The sequence below is a fragment of the Chitinophaga qingshengii genome, assembly GCF_014529935.1.
GTDB classification, from domain to species: Bacteria; Bacteroidota; Bacteroidia; order Chitinophagales; family Chitinophagaceae; genus Chitinophaga; species Chitinophaga qingshengii.
On record NZ_JACVFC010000001.1, the window covers coordinates 2,490,216 to 2,511,028 of the forward strand.

11 protein-coding genes are annotated in these 20,813 nt (G+C 48.1%); 6 read left to right on the top strand and 5 right to left on the bottom strand.

Annotated elements, in window-relative coordinates; all coding sequences use genetic code 11:
- Positions 1-42: 42 nt before the first annotated feature.
- The 4 genes from ICL07_RS09500 to ICL07_RS09515 form a co-directional block, all read right to left on the bottom strand.
- Positions 43-1,962, bottom strand: coding sequence for a SusD/RagB family nutrient-binding outer membrane lipoprotein (locus ICL07_RS09500; RefSeq protein ID WP_188087672.1), 1,920 nt, complete (start codon positions 1,960-1,962; stop codon positions 43-45).
- Positions 1,963-1,980: 18 nt separating this feature from the next.
- Entirely contained in the window at positions 1,981-5,106 is a 3,126-nt protein-coding gene (locus ICL07_RS09505) for a SusC/RagA family TonB-linked outer membrane protein (RefSeq protein ID WP_188087673.1), read from the bottom strand.
- Between the two features lie 112 nt (positions 5,107-5,218).
- Complete coding sequence (locus tag ICL07_RS09510) at positions 5,219-6,412, bottom strand: ROK family protein (RefSeq protein WP_188087674.1); 1,194 nt, start codon at positions 6,410-6,412, stop codon at positions 5,219-5,221.
- A gap of 397 nt (positions 6,413-6,809) precedes the next feature.
- A complete protein-coding gene (locus tag ICL07_RS09515) occupies positions 6,810-9,695 on the bottom strand; it encodes a triple tyrosine motif-containing protein (RefSeq protein WP_188087675.1) in 2,886 nt (961 codons plus the stop codon).
- Positions 9,696-9,954: 259 nt separating this feature from the next.
- Here ICL07_RS09515 and ICL07_RS09520 point away from each other — a divergent pair, with 259 nt between their 5' ends.
- From ICL07_RS09520 to ICL07_RS09540, 5 genes are read left to right on the top strand one after another with little or no spacing between them, the layout of a single operon-like run.
- The gene (locus tag ICL07_RS09520) at positions 9,955-13,170 is read left to right on the top strand and encodes a SusC/RagA family TonB-linked outer membrane protein (protein WP_188087676.1); all 3,216 of its coding nucleotides are present in this window, start codon (positions 9,955-9,957) and stop codon (positions 13,168-13,170) included.
- Positions 13,171-13,181: 11 nt separating this feature from the next.
- Entirely contained in the window at positions 13,182-14,681 is a 1,500-nt protein-coding gene (locus ICL07_RS09525; RefSeq protein ID WP_188087677.1) for a RagB/SusD family nutrient uptake outer membrane protein, read from the top strand.
- A gap of 18 nt (positions 14,682-14,699) precedes the next feature.
- Positions 14,700-15,788 (top strand): PKD domain-containing protein, encoded by a 1,089-nt coding sequence (locus ICL07_RS09530; protein ID WP_188087678.1) that lies wholly within the window; start codon positions 14,700-14,702, stop codon positions 15,786-15,788.
- A gap of 12 nt (positions 15,789-15,800) precedes the next feature.
- Positions 15,801-16,682 carry a PKD domain-containing protein gene (locus ICL07_RS09535; RefSeq protein ID WP_188087679.1) on the top strand — a complete coding sequence of 294 codons (882 nt, stop codon included), beginning with the start codon at positions 15,801-15,803 and terminating at the stop codon, positions 16,680-16,682.
- Between the two features lie 3 nt (positions 16,683-16,685).
- On the top strand, positions 16,686-17,726 hold the full coding sequence (locus ICL07_RS09540; RefSeq protein WP_188087680.1) for a family 16 glycosylhydrolase: 1,041 nt from the start codon (positions 16,686-16,688) through the stop codon (positions 17,724-17,726).
- Positions 17,727-17,750: 24 nt separating this feature from the next.
- Here ICL07_RS09540 and ICL07_RS09545 read toward each other — a convergent pair whose 3' ends face one another.
- Positions 17,751-18,776, bottom strand: a complete 1,026-nt coding sequence (locus tag ICL07_RS09545) for a helix-turn-helix transcriptional regulator (RefSeq protein ID WP_188087681.1) — start codon at positions 18,774-18,776, stop codon at positions 17,751-17,753.
- Positions 18,777-18,883: 107 nt separating this feature from the next.
- Between ICL07_RS09545 and ICL07_RS09550 the strand changes: the two genes are divergently transcribed.
- The gene (locus tag ICL07_RS09550; RefSeq protein WP_188087682.1) at positions 18,884-20,401 is read left to right on the top strand and encodes a TROVE domain-containing protein; all 1,518 of its coding nucleotides are present in this window, start codon (positions 18,884-18,886) and stop codon (positions 20,399-20,401) included.
- Positions 20,402-20,813 lie beyond the last annotated feature (412 nt).

Consider the following 20,813-nt stretch of genomic DNA (forward strand, 5'->3'; position numbering starts at 1 on the left):
AAACAACTAACGGCTGACGTGACAGTTATGGTGTAGCAAAAATTATTGTTGTTTGGCCCACCAGAGCGGAGTGGTTACTTCTTCTGTACCACCCAGGGCTTTAACCGCCTGATCATATCCTTTACCATTGGCATTTCTCATGCTGGACGGGTATCTGATACGTTGTGGATAAAACTTGATGTTGGCGGTCATGTAGTTACCGTTATTCAGCGCAGGCAATCCTGGTATCGGTTGTTCTACAATTGGCGTTTCAAAGAATGGTAAACCAAGCCTGCGTTGATCGCTCCATGCTTCCAATGGCAGCCATGGCATATTGGCGATATACTTCTGCGTGATAATTTTGGTCAGCAGGTCATTTTTCACGCCCCCGCCTTTATACAGGTTGTTAGCCGGATATTTAATGGCAACGGTACCTGCAGCACCGGTATAACCATTTTTAAAGTTCATGATATGTGTAGCCGGAGGCTCAGCAACATGATCCCAGCTAACGGAAGTACCCACCATGTTAAAGTCGGTAGAAGCCAGGTAAGAACCCACAAATTGGGAAACACCCCAATATTCGAAGTTTTGTGAGATACCTTTTTCATATGCCGCTTTACCGGTCATCGGCACATTCCATCCTCTTACGGAAGCTTCTGCTATCAGGAAATAAGTTTCCCAGGGCGCGAAGAATATACGTTTGCTTGCGCTGGTGCGGAATTGCTGTGTCATACGCGGACCAGCACCGGGCCAGCCATACCAACGGTTAAGGGTACCTTTAGTTCCCCAATCACCGTCTGTTTGTCCATTCCAGGCCATTTTACCTTCCAGCAGTTTAGCGGTATCCTTATCGTTCGCCATCAGCGGACGGGCAGTTTCTTTCCATACCCTTTCACTATAAGAAGGATAACGGGAGAAATTCGCATTAGCGAAATCACCTGCAGGGATAAACGCTTTATAAGCGCGCGGATCTATGGTCTGTGGTAAACCATCAAACCAGAAGCCTGCCATTGGATCGTTGGTAGTAGTCGGGAAGTGGTTGGTGAACTGTAAACCTGCCCAGTCAGCCGGTCTGATATAAGGCTGATAAACAGCATCGGTCAGCTGATCAGCCGTTTTCACACCACCCAGGCCGTTGTAGATATTCTCCAGTGTGGTAGACAGCAGTTGTTCATTCCACTCACGGCTCATAACCCCGGTCAGCGCGTCCCATCCTGGTTTTTCCTGTACCTGGAAAGTCTGGTTCATGTCGGTCAGTAAATTACCGGCAGCAGCATCTTCAAATTCTGCTTTGGCTTTAGCAGCATCTACTTCAGATAAACGCATAGCTAAGCGCATACGCATAGAGTTGGCATAACGTTGCCAAAGCTTGAAGTCATATTTATAGGCAGGATCCAGCTTCTGCATATCTGTGGTAGCTGCCAGGTCCAGTTGCAGTTTGGCGCTGGCATCTTTCAGCTCGGCCAAAGCAAAATAATACACGTCTTTTACGCTGGCAAAATCCGGGTTGGTACCGTTGACATAACCATTGATGGCTACAGGTCCATAGTTATCGGATATTTCGCTTAACAGGTAGGCACGCCAGATACGGGCTACCTGCAACAGATTATTCGTGTACTCGCTAACGTTACCACTCTTTATTTTTTTCTCGCTAACATCAACAGCAGCGTAAATACTGGTCAGCCAGCCAGTTACCTGGTTGTAATAGGCATCAGACCAGCCATCATTATTACTACCGGAAGTAATACCATCATCCAGCTGCTGGTGAGCGGCCGCCTTCCAGATCAGTACGAAGGAACGCTCTGCTACATCAGGGTTCATTTGTGCGTTGATGATAGAACTGTTGATCAGGAACTCTTCCTGCACCTGGGTTTCATCAGCTACCTTAGGATTATGGTTGAGATCTTCAAATTTGCTGCAGGCGGACAATAACAGGGAAAACGCTGCCAAAGCCACACCTGATTTTATGAATATTTTTTTCATGTCAGTTGCAATTAATGATTAGAAACTAAGGCTAAGGTTCAACAGGAATGTACGGGTGGTGGGAGGTGCACCATTTTCAAAACCGGTAGCGTTGGAACCAATTGCAAATACAGATTCCGGATCGAGGCCATTCATATGGCTGGAGATCATCCATACATTATTGCAGGACAGACCTACTTTTGCTGACTGTACCGGCAGGCGGCCCAGTACGCTCTTAGGCAGGTTATAGTTAAACTGTACATTTCTAAGGCGGATGCTGGTAGCGTCATAAACGTTGATTTCAGGTGCACCCAGGTTACCCGCGGTCATTGCATTCCAATATTGTTGTGTTGTAACAGATTTAGTATTAGGCGCATATTTGCCACCACCGGCATCTACCACACCACCTACCACGAGGTCATTTCTTTCTCCACCGGGAGCAGTAGCAGCGGCAGTACCGGATTTCTGCATCATCAGCTGGGTAGTAGAGAAAATGTTGCCGCCGATACGAGCATCCACCAGGAAGCCCAGGCTGAAATTTTTATAGGTGAAAGTGTTGGTTACACCCACGAGCGCCTTCGTTCCCTGGTTACCCAGATACTGGCCACCGGATGGTGCATCTACCACTACCGGCAAACCATCAGCATTCAGCAGCAGCTGGCCATAATATTGGCTGTTTACGTCTGTTACACGTTGCAATATCCTATTGGCATAAATATCACCATACAGGGAACCTGTTCTGGCCACTACGGATACGGCATCAAAACCGCCTAACGGATAATTATTCACTCCTTCCGCCTGGCTGATGTCAATAATCTTATTACGGTTCATGGAGAAGTTACCGGCGATGTTCCATATCAACCCTTTAGGATTGTTAAGGATTCTGGCATCTGCCATAATCTCAATACCACTGTTTTGAATATTACCGGCATTGATTTTACGGAAACCATAACCTGCAGCGGGGTCTAATGGCAAATCTATTAACTGATGGGTAGCGTTGGACTTATAGTAAGTGAAATCCAGTCCAAAACGATTATCCACAAAACGGAATTCGGCACCGAATTCATGAGATTTGATCAGCTCACTTTGTACACCTTTGTTAAAGTATTTTTTGTTACGGGTGGCAATCGTGTTCTGATTTGGGTCCTGGCTGATTTCAAAATAGTTGTACAGCTGGTAGGGAGGTAAGCTGTTACCTACGGCAGCATAGGAAGCTCTCAGTTTACCATAGCTCAACCAGGAAGGCAGGGATTTAATATGTTCTGTAAACAGGTAAGACAAGCTCACAGAAGGATAGAAGAAAGAGCGATTTTCCGGCGCCAGGGTAGAAGTCCAGTCATTACGTCCGGTAACATCGAGGAACAGGTAACCATCCCAATTCAAACCTGCCGTTCCATAAAGTGAGTTAATACGTTGATCCGTCAACTCATCTGTTCTGCTGATAGAGCCTTCCGCATTACCAATGGCAAACAGGTCTTTTACCACCAGGGAACCAGTACCAAAGCCAACATTAGAAGTTTTCTGTTTCATCAGGTTTCCACCCACGCTGATATTACCACTCAATTTACCAAACAGGTTATCCTTTTTGGCAGTGATCAAGGTACTGTAGTTCAGCTCAGAGAAAGTATATCTTCCGGTGCTGTAACCGCCTTTTACAGCAGCAGGGCTACCGAAATAGGTTTTACTTTCTGTATTGGTAGTGTACATATCACCTCCTGCTCTGATTTCAGCATCCAACCAGCTGGTGAACTGATATTTCATGGATCCGTTCAGGATAAAGCGGTTACGGATATCTTCGTTGAGCCGGTATTTGGTGGCCCAATAAGGATTCACGTCATTGCCTTTACTATACCAGTACATTTTACCGAATTCATTCACCGGATCTTTAAATTGGGTGATGTCCATCGTAACAGGCATGCTGTACATCAGCGTTGCATAGTTCCAGGGGTTAGTACCGGATGCTGGCCTGTTTAAAGAATTGGAATTGGAGTATTGTACCTTAAAGTCTGTAGAGAGACGATCCTTTGCACCATACTTGCTGGTGATTCTGCTGGTAACATTCAAACGGGATAATTTAGTTCCCGGGATCATGCTTTTATCATTCAGATAATTCAGGGAAGTATATACGGATGTCTTATCCAGTTGTTGCTGGAAAGAGATATTCTCGTTATGGCTTAAACCTGTGTTGTAGAAAGCTTTTGCGTTGTCATAGAAACGCATATTCTCTTTCTTACCATTCCAGTTGGTGAGTTCCTGTCCAGCTATTTTCGGACCCCAGCTGCTGCCGGAAATCGGGTCAAAGATGCCGTTTGTACCCTGGCCGTAAGTTTTCTGCATATCCGGACGGGTAAAGAAAGTCTCTACTCCTAAAGTAGAAGAAACGGTGATACCAACGCCGGAATTTCTTTTACCTGTTTTAGTGGTGATGAGAATAACCCCATCGCCTGCACGGCTACCATACAACGCAGCAGCGGCAGGGCCTTTCAGTACTGACATGCTGGCGATGTCATTCGCGTTCAGGTCAGACAGACCGTTACCCATGTCCAGGGAAGGATTCCAATAGTCATTGGTACCATTTGTGGCAACACCGGTGGCGTTATCCATCGGTACACCATCAATCACAATCAACGGCTGGTTCTTACCATTCAGGGAAGTGTTACCACGCAGGTTGATTTTGGAAGACGCTGCAGGGCCGCCGCTGGAGCGGGTTACCTGTAAACCAGCCACCACACCGGTCAGTGAGTTGGTGATATTGGTTTCATGCGCTTCTACCAGGGTATTGGCTTTTACTTCCTGCATGGAATAACCCAGTGATTTTTTCTCACGGGTAATACCCAAAGCAGTTACCACCACTTCGCTCAACCCTTTGGAATTATCTTCCATCACCAGGTTGAGATCAGCGCTGGCTGGTACTTCCAGCTTGGTGAAGCCTACGCTGGTGATGACCAGGGTAGCATTGGGCGCTACCTGCAACCGGAACGCGCCTTTGTCATTGGATGTGGCACCGTTAGTAGTACCTTTTTCAATAATTGTTGCATAGATTACAGGGGCGCCGGAGCGGTCCTTCAGGGTACCAGAAACCCATTTTTTCTCCTGCGCGTAAGCGCTTTGACAGCAAATGGCCACCAGACAAGCCAGCAGCGCAAAGCCTAACCACCTTTTCATTGCGGTAAATTTTGAATGTAAATAATAAAATGTTGACACGTTATAGTTACAGCATAAGAAGCCCCTATACAGCTTTTACCATGCTGTTTATTTTGATTGATTGCTTATTTATTTACGACTTTCTCTGTAAGCTTTTATCTATATTTTCCATAACAAGTGCCGCGGCGCCTAATCGCTCTGCAGCATAACCCAGGGACGAAATTTTTATTTCTACATTTTCTGCGATTTTAGGAATACAATGCTCATTCAATGCGTGCTGCACCGGCGCCAGCCATAGTTTGCCGGCTTTGGTACCCCGCCCGCTCAAAATCACCAGCTTGGGATTAAATAAATGTATCAGTATGGCAATCCCCCTGCCGATGTGATAGCCTGCGGCGGATAATAATTCTACTGCGTACTTGTCGCCCTTGATAGCGGCGTCCATAATCTGATGATACGTGGTAATCCTGTTGTCCATCGACAACCCTTTCATAACGGTGGTCCTGCCTGCTGCAATACCGGCAATGGCCTTCTCTGCAATCACTGACAACGATGTCTCCGTTTCCAGGCAACCCATTTTTCCGCAACTGCATATTTTGTTGTTGGTGAAAAGTGGTATGTGACTGAATTCCCCGGCAAAACCATTCTCTCCGCGGAATAAACTGCCGTTCAACACCATGCCCAAACCAATCCCCCAGCCAATATTGATCACCAACGCATGCTGACGGTTTCGGGCTTCTCCCAGCTTCCATTCTGCCAAGGCAGTCAAACTGGAATCATTGTCAATGCTGACCGGTACTCCGGTTACCTGCTCCAGGTATTCATTAATACTACCGGCCGGACTGTCAAAAAAAGAGTAATTCACCCCCTTGGTCACATCCACAAAACCAGGCATCCCGATACCAATACCCGCAAACTTCTCCGCAGGAATACCCGACTGCTTCATCACCTTTTTTAACTCCTCCCCCAGAATGGAAATTCCGTCAGGATGTGCCGATAAATCCAGCTCCAAAACATGTTCCTCACCTACCATCCGGTTACTCATATCCAGCATACAAATACTGGTCATGAACTGGTCCATCGCTACAGATAAAATATACAGATAGTCCTGCCGTACAGAATACATCTGCGGACGACGCCCCCCTGTAGATATCGCGTAACCCGATTCTATCACCACCCCCTCCTTCACTAATTCATTGAGCGCTTTCGTTGTATGCGGAAGACTTCTGCCGGTCAACTGCGTTAAATCCGTACACGACAACTCCTTATTGAAGTAAAGATGTTTTAGTATAGTCTTCTTGAATAACTCCTGGCGGTCAGACACCATTTTGATTGATAATTTGCCTGGTCACAAATTTTATTTTCGCCGTTTTTTATAACAAGTGAATCAGCTTTCTCTCATAATTCCGGTTCAAGTTAGATAAACTTTCTAAAACTAAACAAGAACTTCCATGAAAATTTTAATTAGTTCGATATAATTATCAAACTTTTGCTTAAAGTTATTATGTAATTGTTAATTTTCTATCAGAAAAAAGCAAAAAGCTGGTCAAATGGGATTGCTAAAACGTGTAAGCAGCTAAAACGTTGATGCAAAAGGGTTAAAACAAAAAACACGTGCTTATTTGGCTAAAATATGCCTCATTACGGAAGCAAAACCAGGACAATAAACACCCTAACCCTGAGCTGGGAAACCCGGGGAAAATAGGGGAAGCAATAAAATCTACCTAAATAGTATAAAAGAAATCCGTCATCTGCTGCTCGGTAGGCAAATTCAATTTCTTACGCAACCGGTACCGCTTAATCTCTACGCCACGCACAGAAATCGCCATCAACTGCGCTATCTCTTTGCTGGAAAGCTTCAACTGCAAATACGCACACAACTTCAGATCGGTATTGGTCAATACCGGAAAACGCTCCTTCAGCTTCTTCAGAAAATTATTGTTGATCTCATCAAAATGAGAAGCAAACTGCTCCCAACTGGCATTGTTCTTCTCCACATCATTCAATAACAACAAGGCATTACGGATCTCCGGATTGTTATCATTCTTCTTATACGCACTGGCTAATATATCCTTTACCTTCACCAACGCATCCTCTTTCTCCACCAGATGCAACGATGCATCCGCCAAAGCACTGTTCTTAAAACGAATCTCACTGGCCAGCTTCTCATTTTGTAGCGCGATAATCTCCTTCTCGTTCTTTTCCAGCTCCAGCTGATGAATATATTTCAACCGGGTCTGCTCTTCATCAAACTTACGCTGCTGCGCGGCCAGGTTCCGCTGCTGCCAGCGATATAACAGGTACAACAGCCCTCCCAGCAACAAACCATACACCCCGTAAGCCCACACCGTTTTATACCAGGCCGGCATAACGCTAAACCGGTAACGTAACTCTACCGACTCATGCCCCAGGTTATCCCTCGCTTTCACTTTAAAGATGTATTTGCCATCCGGCAGATTGGTGTAATCCTTTTCGGGCCTGGGCGACCAAACAGACCAGCGCCCGTCATATCCTTCCAGCTGATAACTGTATTCTATATTATTCTGCAACCCATACGCCGGTGAACTGTACTCGAAATGAAAGGAATTATCACTTTTAGGCAACGCCGGCGCCTCCTGGTCCTCCTGTATATATCCCGCCGTCGTACGTTTGAAATAACCGCCGAAAATAAGGCTGTCCGATTTGCCCGACACCCTTACCTGCCCCAGCATAATACGGACCTGCTGCTGGTTACCGGCGTATTTTTCATAGTTCAGGTGTATCATCCCCTTCTCCGAGCCAATGAAAATATTCTCTTTGTTGTAAGCATAAATATTCTCAAACCCCAACAATATCCGTCCATCCAATTCGGGGATATAGGTAATGGTAAACGGTTTGCCGCCCGATGGCCGCCGGAAATCCACTACCCCTACCTTTTTACCACTGCAAAACCAAAGGTTTCCATCACCGTCTTCGTTGAGATAACGGATATCCATATGCCCGAAAACAGGCTGCAGGAAAGCAGATGGTACAAACCTGCCGGCAGTGGCATCAAATTCATATATGCCCTTCGCGGTGCCAAATACCACCCGGTTCTTTACTTTAAATACAAAATTATTCAGCGCGGAAGGCAACCCCGCACTATCGGTAAACAAACGATAGGACAACGTTTTACGGTCGGGCGACAACTGCAGCTGATACACCCCGCGATAAGGATGGGAAGCCCAGATAACATTATTGTTGTCGATCTCCAGGAAACGGATGGACTCCTGCAACCCCGGTATCATCCCTTTATCGGTAAACCGGCCCTGTTCGTAGGCGAGCATCCGCACACCCGCATAAGTGCCGGCCAGTACCTCCGTGGAAGGATATACGGATGACATAGGCTTGAACAACCAGGTTCCCGGCCCATAAGCCAACGGTATATCTACACGGTCCTTCACTTCAAAACAACCCACGTGCCGCCCCATCAACAGATGACCGTTCACTTCATCGAAACGCCATACTTCATGCTGATTGCCGGGAATACGCGCGAAATCACCTTTGGAAAAACTCAGGTCGCCGCTGCCGGACAACGGCACATAATACCCGCCATCGGAAGTAGCGATATATAATTGTCCCTTGAAAACCCGCGCCGAATAACCGGATACCTCGTTGGTCTTACTGGGACTGATATATTTTATAGCGGCATTATAGGCAATGAAACTGATCCCGTTATTGAGCCCTGCCCACAGGTTTTTGTCTTTGTCCAGGAAGACACTGAGTACATTATTATTCTGCAACCCTTCCGTCCGGGACAGTTTCTGTACGATACGGCCACTGAAGTCCATGACCAGGCAGCCTTCCGAAGTGGTTGCCGCCACCAGTTCGGAAGCATTGATAGGCGTACATACCGTGATACCCGCGGGCAGACGGCTTTCCTGCTTTTGTACCTCGCCATCCGGCTTGATCAGGTAAAGGCCATCGGTTTGTGTGGTGATCAACAGACTATTCCGGCCCGTTTCCATAATTCCGGATATCAATATATTATTCAGCGGCTGCCGTAGCGGCACCGGTACCCATTCATGGCGCACCAGCTGCAACAGGCCATTGGCTTTGTCCTGTGCATATAATTTGTTACCCGCTTTATGTAGATACATCCATTCACTGGTGGTAGGATATACTTTAATACTGTTGTTGCGGAATTCCATCAGCCGGTCCGAGGCCTGGAAAAAAACGGACTCCCCGAATATCTCTATGCGCCAGATATCGGCGAACCGGTCCTGCGATTTTGGCAGTAATTTTTTCAGGGAAGTATAACGCAATATCCCGTTAGTACCTCTTTCAAAATACCCTATCTCATCCTGGCCACCGGCATACACGCGGTCTTCCTTGTCCATTGCCAGGGCGCGGACGATCGTCTTATTCGGCAACGGATATGCGTTCCAGTGACTGCCGTCATAGGTCAGCATTCCTTCATTATTGGCAAAGTACATCATACCTCTGCTGTCTTGCCGGATATCCCAGGTTTGTGTCCCTGCCTTAAAATCACTTTTACTGTAATTGATGATCTGCGGTAGCCCTATTGTGTTTTGTCCGGCACAGGTCAACGTGCATAGGTATAACAAGATAAGCAAACACCCTATTCTCATAAAATGAAGATATACAATTCGGATGATGTAGTAATGATGTAGTCAATCTTTATTGATAATCAATTATTTGCTAAATAATGATGTAGTAGAGATGTACCGCTTTTATTGGGCTTGAAAGCAGGAACCGATAATTTTACCGCATCCAAACCAACAATCCTGTCAACTAAAATCCAGGCAAATTCTTAAAAAAATTTAGAAACGAAAGATCAGCATCCACATCGGAGACCCTCCGTATGAAACTGAAAAAACTGACTCACGTATGAAAAAAATTCTTGCATGCATGCTGATGCCTGTACTGTTGTTTTTTGCCAATATGTCATGGGCACAAAACACTCCCGTTACCGGCAAAGTAACCGACGAAAAAGGGGAGGCTATCCCCGGGGCATCGGTGGTGTCCCGCAACAGCAAAACAGCCGTCGCCGCCAACGCTGACGGCACCTTCCGTATCAGCGTACTTCCGGGGGAAAAAACACTGCATATATCCGCGGTAGGATTTATACAGCAGGAAGTAACCATCACGGGCGCCCCGCTCCACATCCGGCTGCAAACATCACCCAGTGACCTCAATGAGGTACTGGTAGTAGGCTACGGTACCCAAAAAGTGACCAAGGTATCCGGTGCGGTATCCACCATCAAAGGCAGCGATATCACGGCACTTCGGCCGGTACGCCCGGAAGAAGCCCTGCAGGGCCGTGCCGCCGGCGTAAATGTCATCCAGAGCGGATCTCCCGGTTCCAAGCCCACGGTGCTGGTCAGGGGTATCCCTTCCTACTCCGGCACCGATCCCCTCGTGATCATCGACGGCGCGATGCAATCACTCGATGATCTGAACGCCCTCAACGCCGCGGACATCGAGTCCATCAACGTACTGAAAGATGCGGCTACTACCGCTATCTACGGCGTAAAAGGCGGCAATGGCGTGATTGTAGTCACCACCCGCGGGGGTAAAAAGAACCAGAAGCCGGACCTGACCATTAACGCGAACTATGGTATCCAGGAAGTGCTGAAAACCACGCCGGTACTAAATGCAGCGGAGTATGGCGCTATCATCAACGAAGGCAGCGTAGCTGCCGGTGGCGATATCATCTTCCCCGATCTGGCTAAACTGGGCGCCGGTAGCAACTGGCAAAAAGAAGTATTCCGTACCGCTCCTATCATGAGTTACAACGCCAGCTCCCGCGGCGGCAGTGAACGAATGACCTACTTCCTCTCCGCCGGGTACCTTGCACAGGATGGTATCGTAGGCGGCGGCGGTAAGTCCAACTTCAAAAGGCTCAACGTGACTTCCAACATCTCCGCAGACATCACCCGCAAACTGAAATTCATCCTGAATACCAGTTTCGTGAATATCAAAAGCAAGGGCCTGCAGGAAAACTCGTTCAACTCCATCATCGGCAGTGCACTCAACTTTGACCCTACCGTACCGGTATATAATGAGGTACCCAACACAGTAGGTAGATACAGCTTCAGTAACCTGCTCCAGTCAGAGATCTTCAACCCGCTCACCAAACTGGAAAACACCTACAACCTCAACAACGGGAATAAACTGTATGGTAAAGCAGAATTACAGTATGAAGTGATCAAAGACCTGAAACTGACCGGCCGCTTTGGCTATACCAACTGGGATAATACCAGCAAAACCTTCACCCCGTTGGCATTCTACGGCCCGCTGAACGTGGAAAACACTATGACGGCAGACGGTTCACCGGTGGTATACAGAAACCCGCTGGGAGGAATATCCTCTACCGCTCATAACAGCGTTTCACAAACCAAGGAAAGTAATTTCAGCTTTACTGCGGAAGCATTCGCCAATTATACCTTTAATGTAAAACAACATCACCACTTCGATGTAGTAGCAGGTGGCGCGATGTATAAAACCACCGGTAACGGCATCACCGCCACTGCACAGGATGTACCTTTCAACTCCTGGGCATTTGCAGACCTTAGCGCCGCTACCGGAACCAACAGCGCCGGCCTGGTCTATTACCGCGATACTATCATCAACGGTAAAGAGATAAAGGTGCGCGATTCCGATGGAGACGTGGCGCCTAACCTGAACGCCCGTACGAACAGTAATTCACATTACTTCCGCCGTAACCTGTCTTATTTCGGCCGGATCAATTACGATTACCGCGACAAATACCTGGCTTCCTTTACCGCCAGAAGAGACGGTTCCTATGCCTTCGGCCTGAATAATCCGTATGCCAACTTCTTCTCCGGTTCCGCCGGCTGGGTAACATCACAGGAAGATTTTTTCCGGTCAGATTTTATCAGCTTCCTGAAAATAAGAGGCAGCTATGGTACTGTAGGCAATGAAAACGTAAACCCCGCTCCCATTAAAATAGTGACCGGCGGTCCCAATTACGATGGCGGTAACAACAACGGCTATACGTTTGGAAATGTGTTTGTGCCCGGCTCCACTGTTGGCTCTTACGCCAATCCCAATATGGCCTGGGAAAAACAGACACAGTTCAACATCGGCTTTGACATTACTTTCTACCAAAACAAATTCTCTGTATCAGCAGACTATTTCAGGAAAGAAGTAAAAGGATTGTTGTTTATTTCGGAACCATCCCTCTACCTCGGTACGGCCAAAGTGCCCGAATCCAATATCGGCTCTACCCGCAGCAGTGGCGTAGAATTTACCGTTGGATATAACGAAAACATTACCCGCGACCTGAAACTGAATACCAACGTTAATTTCACTACCTCCAAAAATATCGTGACTGCTACCAACGAAGACGGTACGGCCTATGTTACCGGTGGCAACTACTTCAACGGCCAGTCCCAGGACGTAACCCGCTTTGAAAAAGGCAAAGCCCCCGGCTACTTCTATGGTTATAAAACCGCTGGTCTGTTCCAAACCACCGATGAAATTGCCAAAGCCCCTAAACAGGATGGCGCCCAACCCGGTGATATCCGTTTCGCAGACATCAATGGCGACGGTGTTATCAACGACAAAGACAAAACCCAGATCGGCAACCCCTTCCCGAAATTCACCTTCGGCTGGAACCTGTCGCTCTCCTATAAAAAGTTTGATCTCAATGTATTCACCTATGCTTCCGTAGGTAACGATATTTATCGCGCCTATGAAAGGAACGCCAACTTCACCAACAAGTTCCGCGATGTACTGAACAGATGGACCGGTCCGGGCAGCACCAACGATGCACGTTATCCCCGGTACTCCTTCACCGATGCCAACAGTAATATCCGGGCTTCTGACCGTTATGTAGAAGATGGCTCTTTCGTGAAAATCAAAAATATCATGTTCGGCTATACGCTGCCCACCAGCTTCTTCCAAAGAGCCGGCTTCTCACAGGCACGCGTATACATACAAGTGAAAAATGCTTTCACTTTCACGAAGTACTCCGGCTATGATCCTGAAGTATCCGGTTTCATCATGAACACCGGCGTGGACCGTGGCGCTTATCCACAAGCCAGAACATGGTCTGTAGGCATTGATTTCAAACTGTAAAAAACAACAACATGAAAAACGTACTCCATATAACCGGACTACTCATCGTTGTGATGCTCCTTTCTTCCTGCAAGAAGTGGGTAGACTATGATGCACACGAAGATTTTCTGGTAACCGAAAAAGACTACCTGCAAACAGCGGACGATTATAAAACCATGGTGGTGAGCGTGTATTCTCCCCTACAATGGCTCAATCAGGCGGTTCCTATTGGCGACATTGCTTCCGACAACGCCGTTACCGGTGGAGAAAATGCATCGGATGTACTGGGCCTGCAGCAGATAGATGATTACACCCATACCCCCACCAACGATTATCTCACCGAGCTATGGAAATCCGCCTACGAGGGCATCAACCGCGCGAATTATCTCACCCAATACAAAGACAAAACGCTGTCCGGTAAAACCATTGATTTCACCGGTAAAGAGGCGCTTTATGGAGAAATATATTTCCTCCGTGCGTATTATTATTTTACCCTGGTGAAATTTTTTGGAGATGTACCCTTGTTTTTTGAAAGAAGATTGATCCTCTCCGATTCCAAAACCCTGCAAAGATCACCACAGGCCGATGTGTACGCACAGATAGAAAAAGACCTGAATGCAGCCATCGTCGTGTTACCGCCATCCAATTCCCAGCCTGGACGCGTCACAAAATATGCAGCACAAGCACTGTTGGGAAAAGTGCTGATCTACGAAAACAAATTCGACGCTGCGGCAACCGTACTCGAAAATGTAGTAAACGGACCTTTCAACCTGGTCAGCAATTTCGGAGACATCTTTTTACAAGGTGGTGAAAACGGTATCGAATCGGTATTTGAGATCCAATACTCCAACCTCTTTCCCTATTACAACTGGGGCGCTGCCACCCGTGGCCAGGGCAACTATGCTGTACAACAATGCGGTATCCGTGGTCTCACCGGCTCCAGTCCCTATGCACCGGGATGGAGTACCAACCTGCCTACACAGGAGCTGGCCAAAGCCTATGCAGCCGGCGATCAGCGTAAAAATGTAACAGTATTGGATATAGAAGCCTACAGCACCGCTCATCCTGAATTCACGATTAAATATCAGGTGGCGCCCTACAAAAACACCGGTCTGTATAACCAGAAATACCTCCCGCGTAAAGGTGAAACCAGCGGTCAGATTGAACTGAATTATCTCAACAACTACCGCACGATTCGTTTTGCGGAAGTACTGCTGTTAGCGGCAGAAGCCAACAACCGCGCTACTTCACCCAACGATGCCAAAGCCCGCGACTACCTGAACCGTGTACGCCGCCGCGCTTTCCGCGATAACCTGCACGATGTAACGGCATCCGGTAACACACTCAAACAAGCCATCTGGGACGAACGCCGCCTCGAACTCGCCATGGAAGGCGACCGCTTCTTCGACCTGGTACGTACCGGCCGCGCCGCAACCGTTATCAGTGGCTTCAAAGCAGGTAAACATGAACTGTTCCCTATCCCACAGCGGGAGATAGATATCTCCCAACTGAAACAGAACCCTGGTTATTAACAGCCAAAATCCAACAGCATGAACAAACTGATTTATATACCGCTCCTGCTGCTCATTACTTTGGGCAGCAGCTGCACCAAAGATCACTTCGACGATACGGACTTCCTGAAAACAGGTACCGCCCCTACCGACGAAGCTATCAGCTTTAAAATCACGAACGATAACTCCGGCCTGGTAACCATTACGCCCAACAGCGCCGGCGCTACGGCTTACGATATTTATTTTGGAGATGCCACCAAAGACCCGGTCACCGTACTCCCCGGTAAACAAACCTCCCATATTTATAAGGAAGGTACCTACCCGGTGAAAGTAGTGGCTTCCGGTATCACCGGTCTTAAAACAGAGATCACCAAACAACTTGTTGTAACATTCCGGGCACCTGAAAGCCTCTCCGTTACGGCCAGCGCGAACGTACATGATCTTACCGTGTCCGCCACCGCACTGTACGCTACAGGAGGATACAAAGTGTACTTCGGCGATGCGGACAATGAAGTACCCGTGTTAATCGCTGAAGGTGCCCATGTTACACATACCTACGCCAAAGCCGGTAAATATCAGCTAAAAGTGGAGGCCCAAAGCGGAGGCGCTGCCATCACTGCCGCTACGCAAACAGTCACCATTTACGATGCACTCGTATTGCCCATGACGTTTGAATCACCTACTGTCAACTACGCCTGGGGCGATTTTGGCGGTAACATTACCTCCGTCATTGCCAACCCCTATCCCGGCGGTATCAATACCAGCGCCACCGTCGGTAAAATGGTGAAGCCCAAAGGTGAGACCTGGGCTGGTAACTATATCATCATGAGCAACCCGATAGATTTTACCAGCAATAAAAAATTCAAGGTAAAAATCTATTCCTGGCGCCCCGGCCTGCGCATTACGCTACAGCTGGAAAGAACCGGTGATAATTCATTCCAGGAAAGTACCGAAGCCGTTACCACCCAAGCCAATACCTGGGAGGAACTCACCTTCGACTTCAGCGGTAAAATCACCGATAACAGCAAGAAACTGCAAAATATCCTGTTCTTCCTGGACAACGGTACCCAGGGCGATGGCAGCCTCAATTATACCATCCTGTTCGATGATATCATATTAACCAACTAATTGCGCACACGTATGATCCACACTATAAAACAAACGTTCCTGCTCCTGGCAGTCCTGCTCTTCGCCGGCAGCTGCGGCAAAGACGATTATAAAATGCGGGACCTCGCCACACCCGGCAAACCGGTGGTAACCCTCACCATCACCGGGAAAGACGCCACCCATCCCAATGGTGACGGCTCCGGTACCATACAGCTCAGCATCAGCGCCGAACACGCGTATAACTACAAAGTGGATTTCGGCGATGGCAAACCAGCCAAATTCGGCACTGTCAATACTTTCAGCTATACCTACGATTTTACCGGCACTAAAAAACTCACCATCACCGTGATGGCTTCCGGAAGCGCCGGTATCACCAGCAGCACTACTGTAGAAGCAGAGATATACCGCGCTTATACACCCGATCCCGAACTGGTGCGTATGCTGACAAATAACGGTACCAAAAAATGGCGGGTAGATAAAGATGAACCCGGTCACCTCGGCGTATCTGCTGCCGATGTGTTTACACCCGCCTGGTGGGCCGCTCCGCCAAATGACAAAGCCGGTCTCGGTATTTACGACGACGTATACACGTTTAACGTGAAAGACAACGTATTTACCCACACTACCAACAACGACCTGTTTGGCAAAAAAGAATACCTGAAAGACTTCGACCCTTCCCTGAGTGGTACCGGCGATTATACGCTCACCGGTCCTAAAGCTGCCGACTATACGGAAACGTTCGGATATGATGGCAACGCTACCCAGGAATTTATCACCTTCGCAGTAAAAGGCCACCTTGGCCTTTACCTTGGCGTACATAAATACCAGGTACTGGAAAGAACGGATACCCATATGACACTGCGCTGTGTGCAGGACCCGGGGGCATGGTATGTAAAACTAATCGCAATTCAATAGCTTATGAAACATGTAACTGGAATGATGATGGTGCTGCTGGTCAGCCTCAGCGCCTGTGGCAAATCAAACGACAACAAACCGGCAGAAAAAGTAGCGCCGCAAAACCTGACGGTCAATACCGTTGTCAGTACCGATAGTAGCGGCACGGTCACCTTCACAGCCGTCGCCGACCATGCGGTGAGTTATGACTACGACTTCGGTAACGGCTATATCAGAACTACCGCCAACGGTAGTACGAGTTATACCTACAATACGCCGGGAGCCAATACCTACAAGGTGCAGGTCACTGCTAAAAGCGCTGATGGCCTTACTACCTCTCAATCGGTATCTGTTGTAGTTCCGGTGTCTACCAAACTCCTGTGGTCTGATGAATTTAACCAGGATGGTGCACCCGACCCGAAAAAATGGGGCTATGACATCGGTACCGGCGATAACGGCTGGGGCAATGCAGAAGCACAGTACTACACCGACCGTCAACAGAATGTTTCGGTATCTGATGGTACGCTTAAAATCATAGCGCAAAAGGAAAGTTATAACGGAAAAGATTATACGTCAGCCCGTATGCTCACGAAAGGGAAGTTCAATTTCACCTATGGCCGGGTAGAAGTCAGTGCCAAACTGCCGGTAGGCGGCGGTACCTGGCCCGCCATCTGGATGCTGGGCAGCAACATCGCCACTGCCGGATGGCCCGCCTGCGGAGAGATAGATATCATGGAGCATAAAGGCAACGAGCCACAGAAAATATATGGAACCGTACATCATCCGGACCATGCCGGCGCTAACGGCGACGGCGGTACGACCATGGTAGCCAACGAAACCGGTGCGTTCCATAAGTATACCCTGGACTGGTCGCCCAAACAACTCCGCTGGTATGTAGATGATAAACTGTACTTTACTTTTAACAACGCAGCCGGACTGCCTTTCAACCACGACTTTTTTATCCTGCTCAATTTCGCAGTGGGAGGCACTTTTGGTGGCGCCATTGATCCGGCCTTTACCAAAGGGGTGATGGAAGTGGATTATGTGAGGGTGTATAAAAACTAACATATGGGAAGGCTGATCTTAGGATCAGCCTTCCTTATCCTTCTGATATTTTTCCGCAGCATGTTTTAACCGCCACGCTATCGTAGCACGCAACTTCTCCGGTCCCAGCACCTTCATCGCCTCCCCAAACCCGAGAATTTCCCTTTCCAGCTCAAAATTGTGCTCCACCTTAATAGTAACGATGGTGCCTTCCGCTCCTTCAGACACTACCTCCTGGCTATGATGCAGCGGTTTGGTCAGCACGTAGGGGGCATGTTCCGGCGTAACCAGGATGGTCACTTTCATGGGCCTCCCATTACCAACGGTAGGACCAATCACATGCTCATAATAGGTTTCCGGCGTGTGCCCGTCCAGGTTAGGACGGTACGGCTCGGTCTCATCGATTTTTAATTCCAGTATCCTGTCCAGCGCCAGGGTTGTTACCGCAGGGAATTGGTTTCTGGTACCCACCACAAACCAGCGGTTTTTAAACTCTTTCAGCCACCAGGCATGAAAATGCATGGTACTGGCAGCTTTAGCGCGAAACGACTGATACTTCACTGATAACGTCTGCTCCCGGACAATCGCATCATAAATCATTCCCAGGTGCGACAGTCCCCGCAGGTGTTCATTTTTTTCAAAATCAATGATAGTGCGCTGATCATGCGCAGAGGCGTATACGTGCCCTTCCAGTTTCTGCACCACCTCATTCAAATGCTGGAAATGAGAAAAACCCTTGAATTGTTTCAGTACCTCCACTGCTTCTGTCATACGGGTGAGATCATGCTCACTCAAGGGAATATTGGTAATGCTATAGTCCGCATCTTCATAGGTATAGTATTTTTTTTCCACGATGATGATCGGGGCGTTATATCCCAACTTATCACTGCGCATCATTTGGATATCCGCCTGTATGGTGCGGCGGCTGATTCCTTTTTCCATGCCTTCATAGTCATAAAGGGCATCCGATACTTTGTCGATCAGGTTCTGCAAAGTCCAGCGCCGGCGGCGGTTCCGAAGGCAGGTGTCAATGGTTTTATATCTTATTAAAGCGTTACGGTTAACAGGCATCGACAAAAAATTTCAATAAAAATAAATAAAAAATAGACCTGCGCAAAAAGACTGCGCACATATAGGAACATCTTTGTATCATCAATCACACAGTAATACAAAATGATATGAAATTCAATCTTTTCACCCAAGGCACCCAAAAGGTAACCAATCATGCAGGCGGGCCGGCTTACAGGATAACGCCGGAGCTGGAACTGTACACCAGCGTAGTGACAGCCTCTCTGAATGACCAGTTCTATGAAGGGACCGGTGAGAGATTGGCTCGTATCCGCCGGCTGATGGACCAGAACGACCCTGCTTTTATAGCCCGGCTGGCGGTGTATGCCCGCGAAAAAATGTATATGCGCAGCGTTCCCATGGTATTGGCCGTGGAAATGGCCCAACGTTTCAGCGGTAATGCACTCGTAGGAAAAACAGTAGCGCGTGTAATACAACGGGCGGATGAAATCACAGAAATGCTGGCCTACTATACGCTGGCCAACGAACGCACCCGGGTAAAAAAGCTGCATAAGCTGAGCAAACAGGTACAAAAAGGGTTGGCCCAGGCCTTCAACCATTTTGATGAATACCAGTTCGCCAAATACAACCGTAAAACAGCCATCACGCTGAAAGACGCCTTGTTCCTGGTACACCCTAAAGCGAAAGACGAAACACAACAGGAACTGTTCAATAAAATTGTGAACAACACCTTGTCTGTTCCGTACACCTGGGAAACATCTTTGTCTGCCGTGGGGCAGCAGTCCTATTCGTCCGAAACGCAAAAACAGGCGGCTATGCGTCAGGCCTGGGAAGACCTGATCCTCAGCAACCAGCTGGGATACATGGCTACCATGCGTAACCTGCGCAACCTGCTGCAAAACGATGTCGGCGCCACCTATATCAGGATGGTATGTGAACACCTGACCAATGCCACCGCAGTGCAGCATTCCAAACAGTTGCCTTTCCGCTACCTGGCGGCCTACCGCGAGCTGAAGGGAGTCGTGCACGGACTTACCGGTCAACTGATGCAGGCCCTGGAAACCGCTGTTAAAACCAGCGTGCAACACCTGAAAGGTTTTGACGCCAACACCCGTGTAGTCATCGCCTGCGACGTGTCAGGGTCCATGCAGTTCCCCGTGTCACCCAAAAGCAAAATCATGGGCTACGACATTGGTCTGATGCTGGGAATGATACTGCAGCACAAATGCCAACACGTGATCAGCGGGTTGTTCGGAGACACCTGGAAAACAGTGGCACTACCCGGGGACAGCATCCTCTCCAACGTAGACGCATTCTACCGAAGAGCAGGGGAAGTAGGTTACTCCACCAACGGATACCTGGTACTGGCTGACCTGATCCGGCGACACTATGTCGCAGACAAGGTCATGATGTTCACCGACTGCCAGTTGTGGAACAGCAACAACACACAAGACACCTTTGCACAACATTGGTACCAATACAAAAAAATAGCGCCCAACGCCAAATTGTATCTCTTTGACCTGCAAGGATTAGGTACAACACCGGTGACATTACATCAAAAGGATGTATACCTCATCAGCGGCTGGAGCGACAAAATATTTGAAGTGATGGAAGCCATTGAAAACGGCCAGTCCGCCCTGGCGCACATCCATAACATAACCCTGTAATATTCATCCGGTTTTGTTAACTACCTGAAAAAACAGCGCGTCAAAAAGGGCGCGCTGTAAACGGCCCGGTAGCTTAAAAGGAAAAGCTACGGTAAAATTATAGTCACCGTGGAGTGTATGGAATATATCGTGCCGGGTATGCCCCGCCATGATCAGAGTTTACAGTGCACCGACCGCTTACATGCCAGTAGGGAAGCGTATTTACAGCCATACTGTCCAGCGATGGAAATACAGGTTCGAATCCTGTCCGGGCAACTATATCAACAACATAACAACAGGTGCCGTATATAACGGTTACTTCTCTACAGTCTGAAACCGCAGGTTCGAATCCTGCTTCCGGTGAGCAGATCCCGGAATAGTAAGTGGTAAACAGCAGAAACAAGCCCGTTAGTGCTATTGCCCCGTTGTTATG